Here is a 24,632-nt window from a genome sequence, read left to right on the forward strand (position 1 = left end):
TATATCAATTAGCTGAAAATGATGGGACGCCGTATGACGGGAAACTGTCACGTACGGTGTTAGGTGGGGGAAAAGGTGGAGATGATATCAAAGCTTTACCTATCACGCACAGTTTGGAAGCAAATTTAAAAATCTTGGCGGAGAATGGGTGAAGTTCAAATTACGTGGAGGTAATAGAATTAATCCCTTTGATCTTCCAAAGATTACTTCATCTACAGAGGAACTTGATGCTGGAAGTGTTTTGTTAGTTAAAATCACACAATTATTAACTATGTTTAGGCTTATGTATCCCTCAATGACAGATTTAGAAGAAGATATAATTTCTAAAATTGTTATTGAAGTATATAAGGACAAAGGCATTGATTATGATACAGATACTACCAAAATTGGTGTAAAAGATGTCCCGATTATGGAAGATTTGTACAATAAGTTGGATGAATATAAGGAAAAGGATAAAGAATTGTATGCTGAAATTAGAAATTTCCATACAACATTAGAAACATACACATATGGTTTGTATAGTAATTTATTTAATGGCTATACAAACGTAAATATTTCGAATGATTTAATTGCTTACGATATTTTTGATTTAAATAATAACGAAAAAGTCCAACGTATTATTTATTATAATTTACTGTCTCATACCACATATGAGCTTCTTAAAGGAGATAAAAGGTCAACCCAAGTTTATATAGATGAAGCCCATGTAATTGCTGATCCTAAAGTACCACTAGCTATGCAATATGTATACTTTATGATGAAAGTCTTACGTTCCTTCAATGTTGGAATTACACCAGCAACACAGTCTATAAAAGATTTTATGAGTGCAAAAGATGAAAAGCGAAACTACGGTGAGGCTGTTATTAGTCAATCTGTACAAAGGTTATATCTTCCTATGACACAAGAAGAGGTAACTTATCTAGAAAAAGAATTATCTCATGAGTTTTCAGAACAGGAGAAGACGACATTAGTTGTACGAGAAGGAGATAAGGATAAACAGGCTGGTAAAGGCATTCTATTCTCAGGGTCTAAGAAAATCAAAGTAGAAGTACAACTAACGCCTTTAGAAAAACAATTATGGTTTGAAAATAAAAAAATAGAAGATATAGCAATATAGATTGGTGAGATCTCGATGAATAGTAGAAATGGAAGTTACATTACGTATCTATTGTTTAAAAATCCGTATATTTTAGCGTTTTTCCTATTGCTTATTTTTACGTTCGGATTAATGTCTATCTTTTTCTTTGCCGATGCTGGAAGTAAAGATAATTCCCAAGATAATAATATGGGCAATGGAAGTTATATGTGCACAGAGGGACAAGTAAATGAAGGTGTGTATATGAAGGCCTTTGAAAAGGCTGGTGTGTTTACTGGAAAGGGGAAAGATTTTATTCAAATTGCTAGGAAAAATAATATTGATCCAGTTCTTCTTACAGCAATTGCTTTCCATGAAACAGGAAGAGGTACATCTAACGCTGTGAAAAATAAAAATAACCCCGGAGGAATCATGGGGAAAGGCGGTTTACGTACATTTTCAACACTAGATGAAGGACTAGATTATATGGCTGGAAACTTATTCAGATTATATATATCGCAAGGACTTGTTACGATACCACAAATCGGAAATAAATATGCGCCTGTTGGAGCTTCTAATGATCCTACAAATTTAAACATTCATTGGGTTCCTATAGTTACAAATATGACTAATGAATTAGGCGGTTTATCAATGAATTGTCAAGCGGTGGGTCAAGGATCTGGCGGTGTAGTTATAGATGGAAGTGGAAATCAAATTTTTGATCCTAACGTTGTGTATAACAGTATGGCAAAATTCTTAGGGCAAGCATATGTGTGGGGTGGAGCATCCCCAACAGGATTTGACTGTTCCGGTCTAATGCAATGGAACTTTAGACAGACTGTTGGTATTAATCTACCAAGAACAGCCGAAGAACAGTATCATGCAACAGCAAGGGTCAGCAAAGAGCAACTTAAAGCTGGTGATTTAATATTCTTCACCGGAACGTATGTCGGGAAAACTGTTACACATGTGGGAATGTATATTGGAAACGGAAAAATGATTAATTCGAATAATTCAGGTGTAAAGATAGATGATGTCTTTTCGCCTTATTGGGGAAAGTATTATTATGGTGCTGGAAGAATAACTCATAAATAAAATATGAGGTTATAAGGTGAAAAAAATGAATAAAAGCCAAAAAAAAATACCGATTATAAATTTCCTTTTAATTTTATTTCTAGTTATTTCATCACTTTATTCTTTCTCAGTTTATAAAAAGAATAAAGAGATAAATAATGATATTCATTTATTAGAAGAAAAATTAAAAAAGGAAAAAGAAATTAGTGTTATTTACGATAGATCAAAAGAGTTTATTGAAAAGTCTAGTATTGCTGATCATGGGGATATGTTAACTGGACAAGCAAAGGAAATGTTTGAAGATGCAATTAAGCAAAAAGAGCGTGAGGGTGCTGAAGACAGTCGCTCTCACTCTATTTTAGAAAGGACAGATATAGATCATATCTTTGCTGTGAAAACAGGAGATAACACAGCGAAATCATATGCAATCTATAAATCTATCTATAATTCGAATCCATACGCAACAGATTCAATGCCCCAGCAAGTAATGACTTTAACAATGATTGTTGACTGGGAAAAAGTTAATGGAGAATATAAAGTTTCTGATTATAGAATTAATGTCTTAAAAAATAGTTTGGATGATTATCTAAAAAGTTTAGAAAAATAATCTTAAAAGCTGGTGATTATTGTGAATGACCTATCAGACAAAATTTCTACTTTTTACTTTTCAGTAAATAAAAAGGTAAACAATTTAATTGAAAAAACTATAGATCAAAATCTTGATAAAGAAAAAAAGGTCTTTTATAGATTGTATCAAAGAGATCCTAATGATTCTGAAATTCTCGAAATTAAAAAAACTATCATAATGAGAAAAGGAATTTCATTATTTGCTGTAATCTTTTTAATCATGATGGGTCTTATAAGTATTGCAAGTTAAAGGAGAAACCGCTATGAAACTAAAAAAGATGTATCAGATCTTATCTATAGTTCTTTTAATATTTGTCGCAATGAATACTAATCTTACTACAGCGTATGCAAAAAAAGGTGAATTTTACGATCAAAATAAAAAGGCTATTGAAAAAGAAATTAAAAATAAAGACAAACAAGAGTTTATAAAAAACTATGATTACAAAGATAATTACTTTGATTGTGGGACATTTGATGTTTCTTGCAAAGTTTCGGGATTGGCTTATGAATCAATTATTGGAACAATAAAAGTAACATACGATAGTTTGAAATCAACTGTAATTAAACCAAGCGATATAACAGGAAATAAAGAATTTAAAAAATACAAAAATGCATTTAATAGCCTATCTTCAACTATGTTAGCTATATTCTTGATGTGGCAAATATTAAAAATCTATTCCATGCGGTATGTAGAACCCGATGGGGATGGTTTTTTGGTAATCAACGAAAAGATGATTATGACTCTTACAGCTGGGGTGCTATTAGGTATATATGATCCGTTTATAAATTGGGTATTGGGATTTCAAGAAGTAATTGTAACATCAGTGTTGTATGAACCAATCAAAATGGAAGAAGTCGTTTTAATGATATTTATAAAAGGTTCATTATATGGTTTCTTCATTGCATTGATAGTAATGTTTGTTTTGTTTGTATTCGCATTAGCGTTTATGTATAGATTTGTTTTGTTTGGACTATTATATGTCATTGGAGTAGTAGCGATCCCAACAGCACTAAATGATGAATACAATTACTTCTCTTTATGGATTAGATTATTTGTAAATAATAGTGTTACGTTGTGCTTACAAGCATTAACGTTTTCATTAGGTTTTATGGCGCTAGTAAAGAATAATGCTTTTGGTCATGGTGTTTCATTTACAGTAGCGTTTGCGTTCTTTATTTTGGCCTTAGCAATTCCTCATTTACTTGGACAATTGGGTGCAAGTACAGGTTCTAGTAGAGCAATGGGACAATCCTTACGTTACCTTTCAAGGAGAAGATAAAGGGAGAGGACTTTATGAAGATAAAAAACATAATACTTGTTGGTGCATTAGTATTTACCACTTTAGTTGGTTGTGAGGATACAAATAAAAAAACAGAAACAAATGAAAAAGTATTTTTTAGCGAAAATGATATGAAACAAGCAAAAAATATCATAGAAAAGGTATTTTACACGTATGAGAATCATCAAAAACAATTAACAATGGATGAGTTTGAAGAAGCAAATAAGTCTATTGCTCAGGATATATCCGAACAATTAAAAGATGCGTACTTTGATGATGTAGAAGTCAATATAGTAGATAATCATCATGTACGTTCAGGAAAAGATGATTTTTTAGAAGATCCTAATAATTGTTATAAGAAAGAAGAAGGAGCAATGCTAGGTACGTATGATCCAGAATGCTTTTTAATTTATAAATTTGAAGGGAATAAGGTAAAATTACAATCCCCTAAAATTGTATATTATAAAAATATTAATGTGCATGAGTTAATTATTCCGATGACTTATGAGGGAAAAGATTTAATATTACCTTCGTTCCATTTTGTAAAGACCAAAGAAGGAATGAAATTAATTCAAGGATTAGGAATTAGTTCAACGATCTTGAATGATTTTAAAACTTTAGAAGATAAAACAGTAGAGGAACTTAAGCTTGAAAAACAATCTAAAACACTAAAAGAAATAAAGATGTATAACATTTTTTAAGAAATATGGTGGTGATAGAACGTGCGAGTTAATATTAACAAATTAGCAAACATAGAAATTGAAGATAATACACTCAAATATCGGATTCCAATAACAGAATTAAATCAAGATGATCTTAATATTATTGAAAAAAATCTTAAAAGAAAAATACAGAGTATAGATAATGATCCACATTATTTAGTTCCATTTGAGATGCAAATATTAAATGCATCTTTAATACTTTATTATGACATGGAGAAATATAAAAGTTTTGAATACCTTAGATCGTTAGAATTTAGTGAGCAATTAAAATATTTTTCATCCATGATTCAAATAGCTAAAAATAGTGTGCATACAAAAACTTTATGGAATAAATATAATTTTGTTTTAGACGAATATGAAGACAAGATGAAAGTAGTTATTTATGACACAACTGATTTGAAAATTTATGACATAAAAGACTCACTAATTGGCGTTAAGGAGTTAATTTTGTTAAGTCTAACAAAATTAACTCAAATTTATGGAAAACCACGCCGTACGGACTTTATAGATCCTAGTGATGAAATAATTCAATTTGCGGAAACCTTGTTACAAATTGAGGATCTTGAAGATCTAGATCATTTTGTTAATACAAAAATGATCCAATCAGAACACTTTGAACCTGAAGAAACGGAAGTAGAAGAAGAAAAGGTTACTAAGGATAAAAAATGGAGTTTAAAGTTAAAAAGTAATAAAAATGATATAAAAAAAAGAGAAAAGAAACAGCAACAGCAAAAGAAAAAGAAAAAAAATAATAGCAAAAAAACCTATATCATATTAGGTAGTGTTATAATATTAGCCATAGGTTTAAATTTTGCCCTTACTTCTTTAAATGATAGTAAGAGTGCGGAAAAGAATAAGCAAAATGCAAAGAAACAGTATCATGCTGAAGTCTTAAAGAAGAATAAGCTTGATAATAAACCATTGAGCCAAGACGAAAAGGATAAACTGTTTGATGCATATCAAATAGCTTTAATAGGCGAAAATCAGAAGGCAATTGAATCATTAGAAAACATTGGATATGAAAACCTTCGAAGCGTAGACCAACAAGTATTAGATAATTTATACAAGAAAACGGATCAGGTATATAAATTATTTGATAAGAAGCCTTCTCTTGTAAAAGGTATTGTAAATGAAATGCTGGCAAATAATAAAGGTGACGAATTATTAAAGATTCAAGAGAAAATGGAATCTAAAAGTCCATATGTAGATTTTGAAGTTGCATATATTAATAAGGACTGGAAAAAGGTTGTTGAATTAAAAGATGAAGTAGATTTAAATGGAAGAAGAGAAAAACAGATTGTAGAAGCGTTTACGTCTCTGAAGAAATACAAAGAAGCTAAAGATTTTGCTCAAAAGGTCGGAAATCCTGTATTGTTAGAAGAGATAAAAGCTTTCTCTGAATAGAGGTGTGAAAAGGTGACATTATTAAAAAAAATTGATCATACAGGTAGAATTACTTTGCCAAAAGACTTATGTGGCAAATTTGGTTTAAAAAAGGATGATCAAGTAGAAATAACGCATGATGAGCAGTTTATTAAAATTAGAAAGCATCAACCTGAGTTTGTTTGTGCGGTGACTGGTAAAATAACAGATCAAGGACAAACAATCGGGAACGCTTTTATTTCCTTTGAAGGCATAGAACAAATCTTACAAGAGCAAGAGCATTTAAAAGAAAAAGAAAAAAAGTAAAAAGCAACCCCTACTTATAGATAGGGTTGCTTTTTACTTTTTTATTTAATTAGTTTTAGATTCGCTTACCGCAATGATATTACATTTTTTCTTAAACCTTCTTTTAACTTCTTCTTTTAATGGTAGTGTTATATTTTTCTCTGAGAAAGCTTTAACTGTGTGTTCTTGCACTTCAGTATGATCTTCAATCTGATATGTAATAATATAAGTTTTGGCTTTAAGTTTATTCATGTGTCCCCAATCCTTGTCTTCTATTTAGTATTAAATTTGATTTTACGTATGTAAGTTGGTTGAATTTGGTTTATATTACCACTTGAATTAATGCAATTAGTAGTTTATTCTATAACTTATCAAAGTTCAAAACTATTATTCTAATTATAATGATATATGTATTTTGGGAATTATCACTCTCCTATTATTACTCAAACAATTAAATTGTAGATTTCTTCTCCTGTATACTAAAATAGTACATTTACCAACATCTTATTAAATTTTATAAATTCTAGTATAACTTGATTATAAACTACATATAGTTTATAATCAAATACGAATGTAAAATAAATATGGTTTAAATTATAAATAATGAAATATATAGATATTTCATTATTAGAGAATTGTTAAATTGGAGTCGAACCCTGTTTACTTTTTTTTAGTTGCTTTATTTAGTTCTTTTTTTGTAAATTTAATAACTGAAGACTCAAACCAATATGGAGTTTCAGCAATAATAATATCCGCATCAATTATCTTTCCACGTTTATAATAAGTATGGAATTTCCCCTGTGAATATGGAACTCCGCTCTGAGTTAAATATTCTGAGAACATTTTTTGATTATATATTTTTTCTTTATGAAGATCTTCCTCAGAAATTTTTAATATGTCTTTTTCTGATATTAAATTTGTATCTTGTTGAAAGAATTTAATAATAGTTTGTAGTGCAAATAAGAGATCATTATCTTTTAAATGTGTATACAATGTATTCATATTAAATGAATATAAACAAGGATCGTTAATAAAAAGTGACAGTTGATAAAATGTATCTTCAACATTGGTCAATGGACATAGAGTACCGTTCATTCTTTCTTTAACCTTTGGGTATTTTTTATAAATTTCTTCAAGAGATTTTTTCAACAGAGTTCCCCCCTTTCGGCACATCCTCATAAGAGTAATGTTCAAATAAATGTGTATGACTTAACTTTTGAAATACCAATTTAATTTTTCCCCAATCGCTTTTTTTCACTCAATATTGTTAAACAAATTTTGTTTAATTTTTTTACAGTTTTATTTCCTACAAAAAAACATTTTCCATTATTTTTATATAATTAGATATATATGTAAGTTTCGAGTGTGTTTTATAAGAAAAAACACGCTTTTTTGTGTACTATTTCAGAGTATCAATTGATGTTTATAAATTCAACAATATATGTATAAAAAATAAACAAAATATGATATAATTTTAAAAAAGGAGGAATCTACAATTGAGAACTTTTTTTGTTAAAAGATTGTTTGGTTATCCCTTATTATACGCTTTCATTTGGTATTACCTATATCAAAATTTTACAGATTTGTATTTCGTTAATATTACTGTAAGGCAAATTAACAGTATCGTAAGAGAATTCCCTTTTATTTATAGTAACATGAGCACATATTTTATATTATTTGGTTTTATATTTGGATATATTTACTCCACTATCTCAACGCTTTTAAAAGCAAGAGAATTTAGAGGAATATTGTTTGTATGTGTATTATCTACTAAGACATTGTTTGCTATTATGACTATTCCTTTTGGCATTATCTTTTATTTAGTAGAGTGTATTTCCCTTATTATTATTATGACAAGTTTATTTCTATTTAGAAACATGAAATATAGATATCTAGTCAATTAATCATGTTCGTGTTTTGCAAAAAAACATAGATGATAAAATTTCAATTACCGAAATGATACTATAAAAATTTGAGGTGAGGAAGGTGAACATTTTTAGGGGGATTTACGAAAGATTATTTAAAACAATTTCGATTACCCTTATGGTGATCCTTTTTTTATGTTATTTTGCTGAAATTGTTTATCCTGAATTAATACGTAGTTGTTGGAATCTTTTATTTGTAATTATTATGGGATATTTAGTTTTGACAATTCTATTCTTTGCACTTCATAAAAATGAACCTATTGTTGACGAGTCAGAAGATGACAAAAAATCTTAATACAAGGTGCATAATACGTATGAACAATTTTCTGTTTGCTTTTATTATGTTATGTGTAATGGGGATCATTGATATAAGTTGGTCTTACCTTCAATACAAAAAAAAGAAAACTAATAAATTAACAAGGAAAAAATAAATTGTAGGAAGGGATTTATGTGAAAAAACATTTTCCTAAAAAAAGAGTTTTATTAAACTGTGCAATTATTGATGATGATCTTAATTATAAAGAGGTTACTAAGGCTTTTTGCCCTAGATGTTCAGAAAGTTTGTTATTGGCTGAACCTTGTGAGAAAAGATATGGGTATAGATGCCCTATTTGTAAAGTAGGTTTTAAACATTGTAGGGATAGAAGTCAGTATAGAGATTATCTCATTGTGTTTAGTAAAATTTACGATGAAGATAATAAAATTAGATGGAGTATTTGTTTGAGTGAATGGAGTTTTATTGGTAGAGATAAGCCTATTTATAAAAAATTCTATTATAAATTAGTTTATAATAAAGAGTCGAAGCAATTGTACATATTCACAAAAACCCCTAAAGGGAAAAAAACTAAGGTTAGCCCTATATCTAATGGAGCAATTGCTAAATGGGTTAATAAAGATCATTTTGATATAATACTCAAAGATAAAAATTATAAGCATTATATGAATACGCTAAAAAAAGAGTTGCCGAATTGGATGCACAATAAAGAAATAGATATTTATAACTTTGTTAGTCTTATTAGGTATCCAGTTTTAATGAATCTACCCCATCTATCACATTTTCCACTTGGAAGATGTACAAGGTTAATATCTCCTGTAGTGAAGAAGAAATTATTAAAATGCGAGAAAAGTATATATTCTTTATTTCAAGAATTACATGGATTTAAACCTACTAAATCAGAAATAAAAATAATAACAGAGAATAGTTTGAATCTAGTAATGTATCCAATTCTAAAAAGAATAATAAAGGATAATAATCATGTAGTAAATGTTTTAAAAAGTATGAGTGAATGGAAAAATACAGATTGTTTTTCACTATCTCAATTCTATTTTAAATATTTCTTGAATCCTAAATGTCGAGTAAAGGAATGTAATCTTCTAATAAACTTACAAGTAATAAGAGGCCTATATGATACAGAGACAGCATTTGTTAGAGCCATGATTAATACGATACATAGAGTCAGTTCATATGAAAGATTAGAAATGTTTATTTTGCACTCAGTTATGTATCTTACTGAACACCAATTTGAAGATAATCATGGGATTTTTAGAAATGCTAGAGATTTTCAAACTATTCATGACGGTTTGATGCATATGGATTCTTATTTACATCTTTGTGGAATAAAATTTCATTACTCAGAAGAAGAAATTTTAAAATTTGAAAAAGAAATGAAAGGATTTAAATTTATATTACCTAAGAGTGGTGAAGATTTATATAAAGTTCATTGTGATTTAAGATTATGTGTAGATCTATACGCTCGATATATTAGTAATGGTGATGGGTATTTAATTTTCTTAGAGAATGTCACTAAAAATAAAGTTGAATATTGTCTAGAAATAAATAATAAAAATCAATTAAAACAAGCAAAAGCCTTTTGTAATCAATATCCCAATAGTAATGTTGCTAATATAATTGCTCAGTATTGTAAGGGGATTAGAGTGTCAATTGCAACTAATGATCTGAGTTCATATGAAAGTTTATCAGTGAGTTAGTTTAAAATATTTAATGGGTATCAAATACCCTTTTAGGTGTTTTTATTTAATTAAGGGTATAAGGAGGATAAGAGAGTGTTAACACACCTTAAAAGCTATTTTAATAAGAATTCAAAGAGGGAAAAAGAAATGAATGCTTTCTCAAATGAAAGGAACGTCCATTTTTTTAAGAAAGGGGAAATCCATGTTTCAAAATTAGAAAAGCAACTAATTGGATTTTCAGAAGAACAGGTATTCAAATTAGGATATGATGTGTTAACAGATTCAATCCTTATAATAAGGAGGTTTAGTTCTCTGATAATGAATCCTAGTTATATTGAGATTATTGATATAACACATAGTCAGGTAATCTCTTGGATTTATATGATTAGTAATAGTATCCATAATATATCCGATCATATAAAAAGAAAGGACTCTAATTATTTAAGAGAAGAGATAGCTAAAGCATTAAGGGTGTTATATTCAATACAACAGTATGATGAAAAGTTAAAATGTTTAGTACCAATTTTCACAGCCAATATCGATGCTAATTTTATTAGATAAGTAGCAATATGAATCATTATAATAGGAGGATCGTGAATGTTTACGGAAAACGATGATACTTTGATTGTCCAAGTTAAAATGTTTTGGTTTCATGTTTCGTTAATTGCTATAGGGTATTCTATTTATCATTGGTGTATATCCTAAAGGTAAAAGTCTTCTTAGTATAGATAACCCTTATATATTATAAAATCACCAGCATCTTAAAAAGGCGCTGGTGATTTTATTTAAAAAAGGAAATTAGTAAATTCTTCAGCACTTATGAAGCCAATCTGTTGATAAGTTTTTGCATCTTCTTCATTAATTTTGAAAGGACTTTCTTTATTTAATAAATGCCCTTTCGCTAGGTCAAATTGGCTTTTATGAAGCACCATAACAGGGTTTTCTTTGCTAGAGTCTTGAATTTTCGGGACTTCAACTTTTGTATAATCACTCTTTAATTCATAGATTTTATCATCATCCAAAGTAACATAAATAGTATGGGTATTAAACGGGATTTTCATTGTAAATGCTCCTTTTTAAAAGATTTTATTATTTCTATTTATAAGATTTTTAGTCAGATAAGACCATTCTCCGATTTTTAGATCTTAATATTTGTTCATACTTCTCATGTAGTAATTCTTGCGTAATAGCTTCAGGGAAAAAACCCTGTTTTTCTATTAAAATGTTTTCAATTATACATTGTCTACGTGTCCAATATACATAAGCTTGTCTTTCAGTTTGACTAAGTTTATAAAATTGTTTAGCATCTTCTTTGGTTGCTTTAGAGCATTTAGAAGCTTCTTTAAATATGTTAAATGTAGTATAGTGACCGCTTCGTGCTTCTCTGACTTCTTTTAATAGTAGATATAAATCAAATATATTATAGGACTTTAGGGACTCTACAGAGCCTTTAGCATCATCTAAAGAAACTGTTTTTTGAAGGTTGTTAAATTTAAATCTACTATTGCCATCATAAATCTTTAATACTCGATTTTTTGTATCATATAATTTAGCATCACAGTATGTACACTTCAATTTGGTAAGATCCTTTTCAGGATTAGTTAAAATTTTCTCTCCACAATAAGCACAATATTTCAATTTGTTCACTCCTTCTCACCATATACCCTTTTATACAATTTTAAGGCAAAAAGGGTATATGGTATACATTAAATTTTAATTAAAATTTAAAATATAGTTTTGAAAGTATATATGTAACAGAAGGAAGAAATATCATTAAAAATAATGTACCATAATACCAAACTTGATCACTTTTACTATCTTGAATTCCGAACCATCTATTGAGTCTATCATAGTGATTAATAAAACTTATAAATAGTTTTTTGATTGGGTTATTTTTTCGCTTATATTGTGGTAAAATGGGTTCATCAGTTGTTAGTTTAAGTAGTACATTTGACATTTGAATCATCCTTTCAAATTTAAGTGTATTTGTATAAAAGACTCTTTTTGGCTTGGCGGTTGAAAAGGAGTCTTTTTTTATTTGTTTATTTAATATACTTTTTTAATAATGTTTCTCTAAAAATTTGTGCACGCTTTTTATTTTTATCCTCGCATTCTTGGTCTATTAAGTCCCAAACTTCTTGCGGTAAGGTAACTGATATCTTCTTTGTAACTCCCATACTAGGTCTTCCAGCACCTTCTCGCTTTCCTCCATGTGAACTCATTTTCTCACCTCACATTTTTGTTAGGTTCTATAATTTTTATTTCTTTTTTGTTTCAAACCAAAATACACTGTAAAAATCAACTTTAAATTGCTCCTTACAACTTTCACAATTCATTTCAAAATTCCCTCCAAGATCACCCACATCTAAATAGTCATCGTAATTATCATGGATATGTTTACAGTGTGGACACTCAATATACTCCGCTTTATGCATTTTCCTATTCCTCTTTTCTATAAAAAATTTTTCTCGCTATAAACATTAAAGTTTGTATTAAAAAACTTGATTTAAGTTACCTTTATTATACATGAAAAAGGTAACTTAAATCAAGTGAAATATTAGTTTTAGCTATATTATTATTTTGTAAGTTCTTGTTGATATTTTTTTGCAAGTTTATAAAAGGTATCTTTTTTTAAGTTACATTCAGCCATTGCTTTGACTGCGGTAATTTCTCCAGCTTTCCATCGATTATAGGATTTAATGAAATCATCAGTTATTGGGATAGCTGGTCTTCCTAAGTGCTTACCATTTTTTCTTGCTAAGGCGATTCCTTCAGCCTGCCTTTTATGTGTGTCCTCTCTTTCTTTTTGAGCAAAGGCGGAAAGAACAGTTAGTGTAGATTTTTTTATGGCAACTTGAATAATGTCATTAGTATGATCATCAGTATGTATTAAGTTAATATACGGTTCTTCTATGAATTTAAGATTTATTTTATTGTTTTCATAGAACTTAAACTCTTCTAATGTATTCTCCATGTTTCTTCCAAGTCTGGTGAGAGAATCAAATACAATTGTATCACCGGAACGAACTAGGTGATGTTTTAACATCTGATAATTTTCACGATCCATATTACTACCTGTTTTTTTGTCGACAATAATATCACGTTCCGCTATTCCTAATTCTTTCATCTTTTCTATTTGTCTACCTTCATTTTGATCTTCACTAGATATACGTACATAGCCAAAAATTTTATGTTCCATTTTATACACCTCAAAAATATTATACTAAATGTATCGGAAAAGGTATATTGTATTTAAGCGCTATCTATAAAACTAAAATAATACCTTTGTCGACATATATTTTAGGCTGTTATGTAGTATCTGAAAAGGTATACCTTTTCAGATATGTATTTGGTTGATTCTATAATTAATTGGTTAGGTTAATATAAAAAAACAGGTATTCAAGAATACCTGTTTTGAAAATATTAAACATAGATTACTATGATTAGGAATATTGATCCAATAACTAATAGAATAAATTGTACGATATTTATTAATCTATTAAACTTTAAATTCTTATTAATTCCATTTAAAGAGTCCATCAATAAAGCTAATAATGAATATATTATTATTAATACTGTTATAGTCATAGTGTTGTATGATCCTTACCTTGTATAGTGTCTTTTTGTATTGTTTCCCTCATTTCTAATAGTAAGTACATAATACCTATTACCCAAAATAATGTAACAACTATTTCTTCCAATTCGAGCCCCCCATTTGTTATTTACTAGATTTTCGTCCCACATAGAAAAAGAAGATAAAAGTAATAATAGAAATAATGATTAATAAAGTATTATCACTAAAATTATATGAGAAAATATCCCCTTGTAGTCCATCTAGGTAATTATCTTTTATTTTACCATATGTAAAATTAATAGTATCTTGGTTAAATTTATAAACTACTATTAATATTATTGATGCTATTAATCCCAATAAGGAACTAAGGAGAGCTTTTAAATATCTTGTCTTTTTGTCTGTTTGTTTACTATAAATATAAAATAGCAATAATAATAACGTACTCAATATAAAATATCCGATAAGTGCAAAGAAAAAATTCATTTTTTATCAATCTCCTAAAGTTCATAATATTAAAAAGAAGAAAGGAAACTTTTTTGCTTCCTTTCTCTTGTTATTTCTTAATTATTGATACATAAATTGAATATTTAATACAGCAATGGTGTTTTTCTTAGCCTGTGCATCCCAATAAATGCTGATTCCAAAGTATTTCCCACCATAGTTTTTGCTAATCATTTTATCAATATCACGATAATTATTTGATGAAGTGCTGAATTTTTGAACATTTACTACAGCTACACCCATTTGTGTATTTTTTGGTAGATATGATGGTATATTATTTTCATTCCATAAATCCAATTTATACAGTTCTTCTTTTGCATCTAGTTCTAAAATATCTCCACTTGCAATATCTTGTACTAAGCTATCAAAATATGATTTTTTGATTCCATTATAACTTCCATAACTACCTAACTTACTTCTTAAATTATGATTAAACCCTGAAGTTTTTGGTGGCTCTACATAGAATGGATCTTGTGTTTCAGGCTTCGTCTCAGGCTTCGTCTCAGGTTTAGTCTCAGGCTTCGTCTCAGGCTTCGTCTCAGGCTTCGTCTCAGGTTTAGTCTCAGGTTTAGTCTCAGGCTTCGTCTCAGGCTTCGTCTCAGGCTTCGTCTCAGGCTTCGTCTCAGGTTTAGTCTCAGGCTTCGTCTCAGGTTTCGTCTCAGGCTTCGTCTCAGGCTTCGTCTCAGGCTTCGTCTCAGGCTTCGTCTCAGGTTTAGTCTCAGGCTTCGTCTCAGGCTTCGTCTCAGGTTTCGTCTCAGGCTTCGTCTCAGGTTTCGTCTCAGGCTTCGTCTCAGGTTTAGTCTCAGGTTTAGTCTCAGGCTTCGTCTCAGGCTTCGTCTCAGGCTTCGTCTCAGGCTTCGTCTCAGGCTTCGTCTCAGGCTTCGTCTCAGGCTTCGTCTCAGGTTTAGTCTCAGGTTTAGTCTCAGGCTTCGTCTCAGGTTTAGTCTCAGGCTTCGTCTCAGGTTTCGTCTCAGGCTTCGTCTCGGGTTTCGTCTCAGGTTTCCCTTTGTCTTCGCCGGATGGTTTGCCAAGATCTTCAGGCTTCGCTTTGTCTTCGCTAGATGGTTTGCTAGGATCTTCAGGCTTCGCTTTATCTTCGCTAGATGGTTTGCTAGGATCTTCAGGCTTCGCTTTATCTTCGCTAGATGGTTTGCTAGGATCTTCAAGTTTCCCTTTGTCTTCGCTAAATGGTTTACCAAGACTTTCAGGCTTCGCTTTGTCTTCGCTAAATTTTTCGCCAAGATCTTCAAGTTTCCCTTTGTCTTCGCTAAATGGTTTGCCAAGACCTTCAGGCTTCGTCAGACTCGCTAACTTTTCGACAATGTTATTGGTAGAAGGTTGTTCTTTTGTAGGTTCTAAGGAAACAATTAATTTATTTGATGGTTCAGTGTTATTATGGTTAATTGTTTCAGGGGAAGGTTCTACAGGTTTTTCTTCTGTCACTACTAAATCAGAATGAGGTTCTTCTTGTTTAGTTTTATCTGTTTCTTTTTCATTACGATCCCTTTTTTTGTACTTCTCTACATTTTTTTGATTTGAATCTTTTGCTTGTTCATCATTATTTTGAGTCATTACGACTGCTGTTGTTACACCGCCACCAACAACTACAGCACTAATTGCACCAATTACAGCTTTTTTACCTAACAAAATTTTTGTGAATAATTTACTCATTTTTACTAACCCCTTTTTAATTGTATTTTTATAATATAGTAAATAATTGCTTATAGGTATATAATAAACCATATGTGTTTTAAAATCAACAAATATTTAAACTAAATATGGTTTATTTTTGTTGTTGTAAATTTAGTGTAGAAGTTAATATTAAATTAATATACGCAATATAACAATATTAGGTCATTAGCTAAACCAAATGTAGTTTATTTTTAAAGGCTTATTAAGTATAATGAATATAAAGGAAGGAGATTATATGCATGAGTAATGAACAGAATCAGATAAGTCACAAGAAGGATAGAAAAAATAGCACTAAAAGTATAGATCAGCGATTAGAAAAATTAGAAATGACATTAAAATTACTTGATATATCTTTTGATGAATTAGTAGGCCTTGTTACGTATTATCGTGCTGAAAAGCAAAAGGGTGATGAACCTATGGAACGATCAGGACAACTAAAATGGAATCTAGATAAATTAATGTTAGAAATGAATTTAAACATAGATCAAGTAGCTACTATTGTAGGTCTACATAGAAACCAAATAGGGAAAATAAAAAATCATGATTTTAAACGTACAGATCTAAAAACAATAGAACGAATTTCTAAAGGATTAAATGTATCATTAGATGAATTATTTAGATATGAAAAAGATGATTCAGTCTAAAAAGAAGGTAACTCATTTGTAGGAGTTACCTTCTTTTTTTATGTGTTTTATTAAAAATGAAGTTTTCATCAATAATTAAGTTTATTTTTGATATTTTTTAATATGTATTCATTCAGGATTCTCAAATTAGTTTCTATAGGTATTTTGTTTGATTGATACCTATTGTATTATGGATACCTACAAAAATTGATACAAGTTAATCTGAAGTGTCATTTTTTCGGTAAGTATATTATATTTTGCTGAAATAAGAAAAAAAGTTATGAATTTATAAATAGATGAATATTTTATTGTTTTTTAGGTTTTTTCTTTAATGGTAAGCCATAATGTTTAGCATTTTTAATTATTTTTTTAGCTAGATCTTTAGCTTCCGTTTTCGACATATTCATACAGTTTTCCTCTCCCCTACTGTTTTATTATTTGTATGTCCAATAAGTAGGGGACTTAAACATAATTCTGAAAATTAGGACATATATTATATTATTCCTTAGGACAGTAAGACACTGTACAAATTCTTAAATCACAAATTTGAAAGGAGAATCGAAATGATTGAGCAAGAGAGGAAGGTAAGAAAAGATAAAAAAGTAGATATTAAGCCGACAATTTCAGTAGATCTCAAAGAATGTATTTACAGACTTTCATATATTACAAATAAACCTGTTAAAGATGTTTCCTTACATATTTGTGACTATGCTCTCCATTCAAAAGAAATTATGGAGATATTATCGGAAAGTTTTCGTAGAAACTTAACGATACACAATACTCTGTATATGGGTGATTTGAATAGAACATCATTAGCAAAGGCAAGAAAGAAGGAAGATTACCCAAAAGAGAGAATTTCTTTACGTGTTTCAAAAACAACTTATGAAAACATTTGTAAATTGAACTATGCTCTAGATGTTACACCAACTATGGCAACTGCTATTTTATTAGAAACATGCCTTCTATATTCAGATTATGTCAATGAAAACGCTAGATCTTATCTTGAACAAAACTTGGATCTTAAACGTATAAAAGAATTAGAAAAGGTAATAAAATATGTAAATGAACATAATCCATATGAAGAAGAAGTATCGTGGGGGGCTTTATTATCATTTTTAATGGATGAAATTAAAACAGGAACGACTAATGTTGCTCAATTAATAAATGATTGGTTAGATTCATATAAAAAATTGAAATGACAATAATCCCTTAATGATTATTTGGTTTTCTTATTTATTTATAAATTAGTGGTACGTGAAATTTTATATATTATGAAGATAAGTCCTAAAAAATAAGCATTGAATCAGATTCAATGCTTATTTTTGTAGTTAAAGTAATAAAATCTTTTAAGGCTTTATTACTTTAACTAGTTGTTCTCCTTCTATAATCTTGAATTTATTGTCTAATTCACTTGTCTCTTCAATTACTCTGACACTCTTTTCGATTACTTTGACATTCCTTATATTTAATTCTTCAATAATCTTTTGATATTCTTTATACTCATTTTCTTTCATTACGATAATCGGTTGATTTCTTGCTACAATCTTGAATTCGTTACTTAATTCATCTGTCTCTTTAATCTCAAACGATATATCTTCCAGCCTATTAATAACCGAAATTAGATCTTTCCATCTTTGTTTTCTTACTTCAAAATTAATTATTGTAGGAGAAAGCCACATAGGAACATCAATTTCTATATTATTTTTTTTGTAGACTTGTAGGAAGCAATCCTCATGATCCTTTCGAATGACTTGTACTTCTAATCTATATTCACCAATTTTACAAAAGAATACCACTTCATTATTTTGATGAGTTGTATCTTTTAAATTAATAATATCTTCTTTAAAAAATTCATCTGTCTTTAAGTCCATTACACTTTTCCTCCCTTTATCGTTTTAAAGGTACAAATGACTTAATACAAACGCTTTATTACTGATATATAAATTGAACATGTAATACAGAAACAGTATTTTGTTTTGTTTCAGCATTCCAGTAAACATTAATTCCGAAATAAGTTCCACCATAATCTTTTTGGATCATTTTATCAATAACTTTATAATCATTAGAAGATGTATTGAATTTTTGAATGTTTACTGATTCTACAGCAACTTTTGTTCCTTTAGGTAAAAATGAAGGGATTTTTGCATCTTCCCAAGGTTCTAATGTTCCAGCTTTCACCTTTGCATCTTCCTCTGTGATCTTACCGCTTGCAATATCTTGATTCAAGCTATCAAAGTATGATTTCTTTACTCCTGTATAGCTACCGTAATTTCCAAGCTTTTGACGTAATGCACTATTTTCTGAAGACTCTTTTGGAGGTGCAACATAATATGGTGAATTCACTTCATCATTGTTATTTCCATTATTGTTTCCGTTGTGATCCGGCTGGTTTTTCATAGTATTGTATAAAAATTGTACGTATTGTTCACGTTTCACAAGTGTTTTTGGCTCGAATGTGTTATTTCCCATCCCTATTGAAATACCATTTGATTGCACCGCACTAATTGAATCTGTAGCCCAATAATTTTTTTCTACATCATCAAAAGTAGTCATAGATTTTGGTTTTAATTTAAATGCTTTCGTCAAAACAGATGCTAATTGTTCACGAGTTAAGATGTTTTCTGCGCCAAAAGTACCATTTCCGTACCCATTCATAATACCTGCTTTTTCTAAAGCTTTAATTTCTTTTTCAAACATATGACCTCTAATATCAGAAAATGAACTTCTAAAGCTTCCGTCTACATCTGCTGGTTTTAAAAAGTTATATAACATTCTAGCAACTTGACCACGTGTTACATTATCACCAAAACCAAAGATGCCATTTCCATAACCAAGAAAAATTTGTTTACTTCCTAAATCATTTATAGCTTCCGTAGACCAATGATTTGCTGGTACATCTTTAAATACTGGTGTTTCTGCACTAGATAAACTTGCACCAAAGAACATACTACCCATAATTGAAAATGCTGTCGTTGTTTTTAATAATTTGTGTTTCATTATAAATCCCTCCATTTATTATAAAATTAGACCATTTGTATATTATAGCAAATTGATATAAATGTTTTATCCCTATAGTCAAGATTCTCTCCGAAAAATACAAGTCCCTCATATTCTAAGTTCTCTAGATAATTGGCTACATAGGGATATATAAGCGGTTTTCCCGAAAGATAACGTTTTGCGTTACTTCCTTTATGTTCTATTAAGAATTCACATAATTGTCTGGTACTAATAATTTCATGTTGTTGTATAAAAGATTTAATAAAACTTTTTTCTGATTCTGATAAGAAATTATGTAATACTTTATTGTGAATGGGCTTAGTGTTAAATCCCTGCTCGATCCCTAGTGTCATTACTTCATCGAATAAAGAAATTTGATTAGGTTCTGTATTGTTAAATTCAACAGATTGAAGATTTATTTCATGCTTAGTATGTTCAAACAAGATTCCTATTAATTTATTTACTTGCTTATCTAATAAGGGCAATTTGAGTTCTAGATGTTCCTTTATATCCCTTGGAATCTCAATATTTAATGGAAGTTGAATTCCTTCATTATTTTCTAATGACCAATTGTTTCTAAGTTTTATTAATATTTCATCTAACTCATAATCTATCTTAGTCATTCCCTCTATAACTTGTTTAACTATTTCGGCTGGAATATTAGTATGTTCTTCAAAGTGACTTTTACCGAATTTTAAAATTTTATTTGTCTTTAAATTTTTTACAATGTATTGGTAACGTAAAGAGCGTCCACATTCACATTTTAGTGTCTCTGTAACAACACCTGCATCTATATAATCAACTAAACGCCAATTTGTTGAAATGTGCTTGTAGTCTTTCTCTGATCCTTCTCCTTTTTGTTGTGCCAATATACTAGCAAAAGCGGTTTTCTTTCCTCTTTTTAAAAAATTCGTCAAATATTCTTGTTGTACATTTGATAATTCTTTAAATAGAATATCTTTCTCCGTCTGCGTTAAATATTTAGCTACCATATTTCACACCTCTTTTATACAGCCATTATTTTAATCATAAGGTCTATATTTCAAGCGTAACTTTTTATACTCTAATTCTTTTTCTAAAATATAAGAGCGCATAAACAAACACACACTCCCGACTTTTTTCAAGGGTTTTAGCTTACCTTCACGAATTAATCTATTTACTCTATCTCTTCCAATATCCAAAATTTCGGCTACTTCAGAAGTAGTGAGAACTTCATCTTTAATAAAGTTCTCCATTTCTTCTTTAGAACTAAATTTCCAATTCATCCGTATCCCTTCCTAAGAAAAAATTTATTGTTCTTAATACCATATATAAACTAATCATAGAAATTACTACTAAATCAAATTTATCTACTTTGCCAAGATCCATTGTTGCAAGATAGAGGATACTAGTAAGAAGTATCCCACTATCTGTTTTATTAATTTTTAATGTATTGATGTTCTTCATTTTAAAATTAGGTGATTAATGTGTTATAATATTTCTGTGGGGAACTGGCTGTCAACCTTCCCCACAGATAAATGGTTATCGGTGCTTGCGTTCTTTACGCTGGCACTTTTTTTGTTTTGTAGTCTTTTTCTTAGCTTTTTTTCTAGCTTTAGCTTTTGCCTTTATTTTGGTATGTATATCTAAACTTACATTGATAATCCCCAAAAAGCTGGCAATAAAGACTACAACTTTTGTTGCTATTTCAATCACCTATCTCCACCTCCTTGATTCTATTATACCATACCTGACCTAAAAAAAGTATAGGTTTAAGCAAAATAAATTCAAAAATATAAATAAAAAGATATTGATTTTTCGTTGTCTTTAAAGGGGGTTTATGCTTTTTGGTAGAGGCTGGCTCGTGGTGTGCGGACGAAACCGCACGATCTTAGCGTATGAACATATAGAGTAGAGAATAATTAAGGATCGGAAGTGATTAGCGGTTCGGCATACTAAAATAGTTTGCACAAGCTGATAGAAAACCTTAGTAACTTTTTGGTCTTCAGCTTGGCAAAAGCCAAAAAGTATGCCGAATTTCTTTCGTCAAGAATGTGAACATCGTGAACAAAGGTGGAGATTTTTGAGTGTTCTTTACTCAAAAATACTACCTGTTTCTTGATGAAAGGAAAGCCCTTTGATGTATACAGTATCTTTTCCTACAAAAAAACGAAAGATTTATCTCTTTCGTTTTTTGTATATAAAGAAAATGAGAGTAGTTGTTACTTAATTTGACTTTCTATTCCTAATTTCATTTTTTTCCATTACACTACATAGTTTTACTAAACCATAAAACAAACCTATTACACAAAAAAGTATTAAAAAAGGGGTAAATTTTTCTACAGCAAAATCCCGCATGATTTCTTGGGCTTGCTCGGGTTTTGTTATGATATTATGCCTGAATGTCAATATATCTATATTCATTTTTACAGTAGCTACACAAACAAGTACAATGGGACATAAGATAGCTATTGCAATCATTACATTGTTCAACAAAAATTTTAATAGTTTTTTCATTATGATCCTCCTTATAACTTATATTTTGTTTTTATAATACACTCTTTTATTTTTATTTATATACATTTTATATTGTTGTGTACTTTTTACTAGATAATAAATTGAAAAGAGAAGAAGTCCCATAAAAGGAATGATGCTAGAAAGAATAATTCTAACAATAAGAGAGTCTAGATCCGCTAGATACATATAAATGGAACTTCCTTGTATGAGGATAATTGAAAGAGAGATTATAATTATTTGTATATATCCAGTCCTTTCTTTTTTTAATTCATCTAGTTGTCTATAATATTTTCGATTACTAATTTTCGGTTTCATATATATCCTCCATAAAGAAAATACGAAAGCATTTGAATAGCAAGTAGGCATTGGCCTACTTGCTTTTTTATGTTTTTTTCTTTTCCGGTTCGTTCAGCATGTGCCTTGGCAAACTCAGGAGGAACTTACAGAGAGTAGCGTGAGCGTACTCTCTGTAGTTATCCCTGTGTTTAATGCTGTAAGCGACACATATCTCCTTGTTAGCTTCTGAAACGCCTGTACAGGCTTTCAGGAGGTTATAAGGAGTAAGTGCCACCGCCCAAAGGATCTAATGTTTAAATCTTTAAAATTGGATTAAATTCTACAGAATAACTCTTTTATTCAACCCTCATGCTTCACTTTATTTTCCATCCATCTTGCTAACTCGCTTAGTTGAATATCCTCTCTTTTAATATCTGTTTCTGCAATATACGGTTCGACAACACAATTATTCAATTTACTATTTAAATTAATTTCAAAAGGATTTATTGTTGAGGTTTTATTTTCTAGATTTAAATTTATTATTTTACCACCAATTTTTTCAATTATTTTATTATAATCAGTCATAACTTTATCCATTGTTCCTCCCCATTTCTTAATAAAATTCAAATTTGATACCAATTAGTATCAGTCATTTTAAGGATGACTCAACTTTTATCAGATTTTTAATAGGACATAACTACTATATTCTTACCGTTAGTTTGAATACGTTCTAAATTAGCTTCTTTTGGTGCAAGCTCCGGTTTAAAGTTATTTTCTTCAAAAAAATGGACCTTTGTACCTTTCCCAAGTCTCCCTATAATAAAAGAATTTTTTGGAGTACCCTTCAAATTAGGAAGGTTTGAACAAAAAATAAGTGGATTAACAACCTCAGTGTTTACTAATGTTTTTTGATTTTTTTTCATTTTCATTCGCTCCTTTTCTACAAAATTAAAACTGTATTACAATAACGCTTTGGTTAAAATCTTTCACTCAAATCTTCTAGCCAGTAAGGTTCTTCAAGCCAATACCCTTCATCTTGATCGAAACGATAGTATAAAACCTCTCCATCCTCATTTACAAAAGGGTTTGTATATGTGTCATAAGGCTTACTTCCTTCTGGATAATAAGTCATCACTTCTTTACCCAACATCGGACAATGAATTTTCCCCCATTCAATGGCATTTATCCAATTAAGCTCTTTCATTCTTAATCCCTCCGCTTTTTGTACAAAATTCAAATTTTATTACAATAAAACGTTTATAAAAAAAGTACCGTTCTGCATTAATTAAACAGTACGGTACTTAATAAAACTTATTTATATTTACTTGCCCAATCTTGCCCATTTACATTATACCCATCTGGATTTAAATATCCTTGCTGACCATCAGATGCACGATAGTAATTGATGTAAATAAATTCGCTTTTATGTTCATCTGCCCATTTTTCTGCTAATTCAATCGCCTCTTGTTCACTATCTACTTCTTTGTGTTTGGTCGGATAAGGAGTTCCAGGTTGATCTTCAATAGTAACAGTAAATACTTCTTCTTTTCTCACTCTTCTTCCACCTTTCGGATTCGGTTGATTTTTATCGAGTATCCAACTATTTCCGACCTTTTTAGCGATTACTTCTCCAGACTGACACAATCCTTTCACACGGTCTGCCGACAATCCCCACATTTCACCAGCTTCTTTAACACCCATGATGTGTTCTAGTGGACTATTCATTAGTTTGCTCTCCAAATATAAACTTCTGTTCCGTTTCCTGCATAATGATTATGTCGTTTATAGTTGTTGATAGCTTCTGATAAATCAGTGTATAAAGATTTTAAACCCATATCAACAGTGATTTCTTCTTTCTCTAAATCAGCTACTATATTGATTTTCTGGGTGTTTTTAAACTCATTTTTGCAAGTTAAAAAACCTTCAAATTTACCTTTGCTACGAATTTCATTCATAAATTCCACCTTTGTTACCTGTACATACTTCATACCCTTTTTCACGATTTCCCACGACATTTTCAAAGCTTTAGCGAAATATTCTTTTACTTTTCCCCCGAATTGTTTTTGACCTTTACGAGCGATTTCCCAAGCTTTTTTCATGACGTTCATCGTTACTTCCTCCTTTTAACCGT

32 protein-coding genes and 1 pseudogene are annotated in these 24,632 nt (G+C 29.8%); 12 read left to right on the forward strand and 21 right to left on the reverse strand.

Annotated features, from left to right (window positions below; translation table 11 throughout):
• The first annotated feature begins 148 nt into the window (after nt 1-148).
• From ACS2CR_RS19200 to ACS2CR_RS19235, 8 genes are read left to right on the forward strand one after another with little or no spacing between them, the layout of a single operon-like run.
• Nucleotides 149-1,117 carry a hypothetical protein gene (locus ACS2CR_RS19200; protein ID WP_240523758.1) on the forward strand — a complete coding sequence of 323 codons (969 nt, stop codon included), beginning with the start codon at nt 149-151 and terminating at the stop codon, nt 1,115-1,117.
• Between the two features lie 15 nt (nt 1,118-1,132).
• Entirely contained in the window at nt 1,133-2,170 is a 1,038-nt protein-coding gene (locus tag ACS2CR_RS19205) for a C40 family peptidase (RefSeq protein ID WP_097938967.1), read from the forward strand.
• A 25-nt stretch (nt 2,171-2,195) separates the two neighbouring features.
• Nucleotides 2,196-2,756 carry a hypothetical protein gene (locus ACS2CR_RS19210; protein ID WP_001043540.1) on the forward strand — a complete coding sequence of 187 codons (561 nt, stop codon included), beginning with the start codon at nt 2,196-2,198 and terminating at the stop codon, nt 2,754-2,756.
• Between the two features lie 21 nt (nt 2,757-2,777).
• The gene (locus ACS2CR_RS19215; RefSeq protein WP_437261354.1) at nt 2,778-3,026 is read left to right on the forward strand and encodes a hypothetical protein; all 249 of its coding nucleotides are present in this window, start codon (nt 2,778-2,780) and stop codon (nt 3,024-3,026) included.
• A gap of 13 nt (nt 3,027-3,039) precedes the next feature.
• Nucleotides 3,040-4,056, forward strand: coding sequence for a conjugal transfer protein TrbL family protein (locus ACS2CR_RS19220; protein ID WP_437261355.1), 1,017 nt, complete (start codon nt 3,040-3,042; stop codon nt 4,054-4,056).
• Between the two features lie 14 nt (nt 4,057-4,070).
• The gene (locus tag ACS2CR_RS19225; protein ID WP_437261356.1) at nt 4,071-4,757 is read left to right on the forward strand and encodes a hypothetical protein; all 687 of its coding nucleotides are present in this window, start codon (nt 4,071-4,073) and stop codon (nt 4,755-4,757) included.
• A 21-nt stretch (nt 4,758-4,778) separates the two neighbouring features.
• Nucleotides 4,779-6,182 carry a hypothetical protein gene (locus tag ACS2CR_RS19230; protein ID WP_437261357.1) on the forward strand — a complete coding sequence of 468 codons (1,404 nt, stop codon included), beginning with the start codon at nt 4,779-4,781 and terminating at the stop codon, nt 6,180-6,182.
• Between the two features lie 12 nt (nt 6,183-6,194).
• Complete coding sequence (locus ACS2CR_RS19235; RefSeq protein WP_000173532.1) at nt 6,195-6,467, forward strand: AbrB/MazE/SpoVT family DNA-binding domain-containing protein; 273 nt, start codon at nt 6,195-6,197, stop codon at nt 6,465-6,467.
• 45 nt (nt 6,468-6,512) lie between these two features.
• Here the strand turns inward: ACS2CR_RS19235 and ACS2CR_RS19240 are convergent, their stop codons facing one another.
• Both ACS2CR_RS19240 and ACS2CR_RS19245 read right to left on the reverse strand, forming a co-directional pair.
• Nucleotides 6,513-6,698, reverse strand: coding sequence for a hypothetical protein (locus ACS2CR_RS19240; protein WP_437261358.1), 186 nt, complete (start codon nt 6,696-6,698; stop codon nt 6,513-6,515).
• A 408-nt stretch (nt 6,699-7,106) separates the two neighbouring features.
• Entirely contained in the window at nt 7,107-7,595 is a 489-nt protein-coding gene (locus ACS2CR_RS19245; RefSeq protein ID WP_000749018.1) for a hypothetical protein, read from the reverse strand.
• Between the two features lie 1,226 nt (nt 7,596-8,821).
• On the opposite strand from ACS2CR_RS19245, the gene ACS2CR_RS19250 reads away from it, so the two are divergent.
• Together ACS2CR_RS19250 and ACS2CR_RS19255 are read left to right on the forward strand one after the other, a co-directional pair.
• Nucleotides 8,822-10,360: a PcfJ domain-containing protein gene (locus ACS2CR_RS19250; RefSeq protein WP_437261359.1), complete on the forward strand. Its 1,539-nt coding sequence runs from the start codon at nt 8,822-8,824 to the stop codon at nt 10,358-10,360.
• Between the two features lie 75 nt (nt 10,361-10,435).
• The gene (locus ACS2CR_RS19255) at nt 10,436-10,903 is read left to right on the forward strand and encodes a hypothetical protein (protein ID WP_240523775.1); all 468 of its coding nucleotides are present in this window, start codon (nt 10,436-10,438) and stop codon (nt 10,901-10,903) included.
• Nucleotides 10,904-11,127: 224 nt separating this feature from the next.
• Here the strand turns inward: ACS2CR_RS19255 and ACS2CR_RS19260 are convergent, their stop codons facing one another.
• The 7 genes and pseudogenes from ACS2CR_RS19260 to ACS2CR_RS19290 all read right to left on the reverse strand — a co-directional run.
• Nucleotides 11,128-11,403, reverse strand: a complete 276-nt coding sequence (locus ACS2CR_RS19260; RefSeq protein WP_437261360.1) for a hypothetical protein — start codon at nt 11,401-11,403, stop codon at nt 11,128-11,130.
• Between the two features lie 49 nt (nt 11,404-11,452).
• Nucleotides 11,453-11,989 (reverse strand): hypothetical protein, encoded by a 537-nt coding sequence (locus tag ACS2CR_RS19265; RefSeq protein ID WP_437261361.1) that lies wholly within the window; start codon nt 11,987-11,989, stop codon nt 11,453-11,455.
• A 395-nt stretch (nt 11,990-12,384) separates the two neighbouring features.
• A complete protein-coding gene (locus ACS2CR_RS19270; RefSeq protein WP_097939155.1) occupies nt 12,385-12,564 on the reverse strand; it encodes a CopG family transcriptional regulator in 180 nt (59 codons plus the stop codon).
• A gap of 36 nt (nt 12,565-12,600) precedes the next feature.
• Complete coding sequence (locus ACS2CR_RS19275; RefSeq protein WP_000548493.1) at nt 12,601-12,777, reverse strand: hypothetical protein; 177 nt, start codon at nt 12,775-12,777, stop codon at nt 12,601-12,603.
• Between the two features lie 140 nt (nt 12,778-12,917).
• The gene (locus tag ACS2CR_RS19280) at nt 12,918-13,541 is read right to left on the reverse strand and encodes a recombinase family protein (RefSeq protein WP_088065239.1); all 624 of its coding nucleotides are present in this window, start codon (nt 13,539-13,541) and stop codon (nt 12,918-12,920) included.
• A 519-nt stretch (nt 13,542-14,060) separates the two neighbouring features.
• Nucleotides 14,061-14,399, reverse strand: coding sequence for a hypothetical protein (locus ACS2CR_RS19285; RefSeq protein ID WP_001008787.1), 339 nt, complete (start codon nt 14,397-14,399; stop codon nt 14,061-14,063).
• An 81-nt stretch (nt 14,400-14,480) separates the two neighbouring features.
• Nucleotides 14,481-15,146, reverse strand: a pseudogene (locus ACS2CR_RS19290) (hypothetical protein); the annotation flags it as partial.
• A 1,202-nt stretch (nt 15,147-16,348) separates the two neighbouring features.
• On the opposite strand from ACS2CR_RS19290, the gene ACS2CR_RS19295 reads away from it, so the two are divergent.
• Together ACS2CR_RS19295 and ACS2CR_RS19300 are read left to right on the forward strand one after the other, a co-directional pair.
• Entirely contained in the window at nt 16,349-16,753 is a 405-nt protein-coding gene (locus ACS2CR_RS19295) for a helix-turn-helix domain-containing protein (protein ID WP_049112838.1), read from the forward strand.
• Between the two features lie 542 nt (nt 16,754-17,295).
• Nucleotides 17,296-17,931: a hypothetical protein gene (locus ACS2CR_RS19300; RefSeq protein WP_437261362.1), complete on the forward strand. Its 636-nt coding sequence runs from the start codon at nt 17,296-17,298 to the stop codon at nt 17,929-17,931.
• A 147-nt stretch (nt 17,932-18,078) separates the two neighbouring features.
• Here ACS2CR_RS19300 and ACS2CR_RS19305 read toward each other — a convergent pair whose 3' ends face one another.
• The 12 genes from ACS2CR_RS19305 to ACS2CR_RS19360 all read right to left on the reverse strand — a co-directional run bounded on the left by ACS2CR_RS19305 (nt 18,079) and on the right by ACS2CR_RS19360 (nt 24,609).
• Complete coding sequence (locus ACS2CR_RS19305) at nt 18,079-18,603, reverse strand: hypothetical protein (protein WP_437261363.1); 525 nt, start codon at nt 18,601-18,603, stop codon at nt 18,079-18,081.
• A gap of 58 nt (nt 18,604-18,661) precedes the next feature.
• On the reverse strand, nt 18,662-19,729 hold the full coding sequence (locus ACS2CR_RS19310) for an S-layer homology domain-containing protein (RefSeq protein ID WP_437261364.1): 1,068 nt from the start codon (nt 19,727-19,729) through the stop codon (nt 18,662-18,664).
• A gap of 26 nt (nt 19,730-19,755) precedes the next feature.
• Entirely contained in the window at nt 19,756-20,721 is a 966-nt protein-coding gene (locus ACS2CR_RS19315) for a DUF3895 domain-containing protein (protein WP_438906074.1), read from the reverse strand.
• Between the two features lie 30 nt (nt 20,722-20,751).
• The gene (locus ACS2CR_RS19320) at nt 20,752-20,994 is read right to left on the reverse strand and encodes a helix-turn-helix domain-containing protein (RefSeq protein WP_001104068.1); all 243 of its coding nucleotides are present in this window, start codon (nt 20,992-20,994) and stop codon (nt 20,752-20,754) included.
• A 256-nt stretch (nt 20,995-21,250) separates the two neighbouring features.
• Nucleotides 21,251-21,424: a hypothetical protein gene (locus ACS2CR_RS19325; RefSeq protein ID WP_000569597.1), complete on the reverse strand. Its 174-nt coding sequence runs from the start codon at nt 21,422-21,424 to the stop codon at nt 21,251-21,253.
• Nucleotides 21,425-21,934: 510 nt separating this feature from the next.
• A complete protein-coding gene (locus ACS2CR_RS19330; RefSeq protein ID WP_437261320.1) occupies nt 21,935-22,225 on the reverse strand; it encodes a hypothetical protein in 291 nt (96 codons plus the stop codon).
• A gap of 18 nt (nt 22,226-22,243) precedes the next feature.
• Nucleotides 22,244-22,540 (reverse strand): hypothetical protein, encoded by a 297-nt coding sequence (locus ACS2CR_RS19335; protein WP_437261321.1) that lies wholly within the window; start codon nt 22,538-22,540, stop codon nt 22,244-22,246.
• A gap of 321 nt (nt 22,541-22,861) precedes the next feature.
• Entirely contained in the window at nt 22,862-23,098 is a 237-nt protein-coding gene (locus ACS2CR_RS19340; protein ID WP_437261322.1) for a hypothetical protein, read from the reverse strand.
• Nucleotides 23,099-23,184: 86 nt separating this feature from the next.
• On the reverse strand, nt 23,185-23,424 hold the full coding sequence (locus tag ACS2CR_RS19345) for a hypothetical protein (RefSeq protein ID WP_325858323.1): 240 nt from the start codon (nt 23,422-23,424) through the stop codon (nt 23,185-23,187).
• A gap of 53 nt (nt 23,425-23,477) precedes the next feature.
• Nucleotides 23,478-23,705, reverse strand: a complete 228-nt coding sequence (locus ACS2CR_RS19350) for a hypothetical protein (protein ID WP_000661412.1) — start codon at nt 23,703-23,705, stop codon at nt 23,478-23,480.
• 107 nt (nt 23,706-23,812) lie between these two features.
• Complete coding sequence (locus tag ACS2CR_RS19355; protein WP_153603013.1) at nt 23,813-24,226, reverse strand: hypothetical protein; 414 nt, start codon at nt 24,224-24,226, stop codon at nt 23,813-23,815.
• Nucleotides 24,226-24,609, reverse strand: coding sequence for a hypothetical protein (locus ACS2CR_RS19360; RefSeq protein WP_437261323.1), 384 nt, complete (start codon nt 24,607-24,609; stop codon nt 24,226-24,228). Before ACS2CR_RS19360 ends, ACS2CR_RS19355 begins: the two co-directional genes overlap by 1 nt.
• Between the last annotated feature and the right edge of the window lie 23 nt (nt 24,610-24,632).

Origin of the sequence: Bacillus cereus group sp. BceL291, from assembly GCF_051776705.1 — a bacterium.
Classification (GTDB): Bacteria; Bacillota; Bacilli; order Bacillales; family Bacillaceae_G; genus Bacillus_A; species Bacillus_A cereus.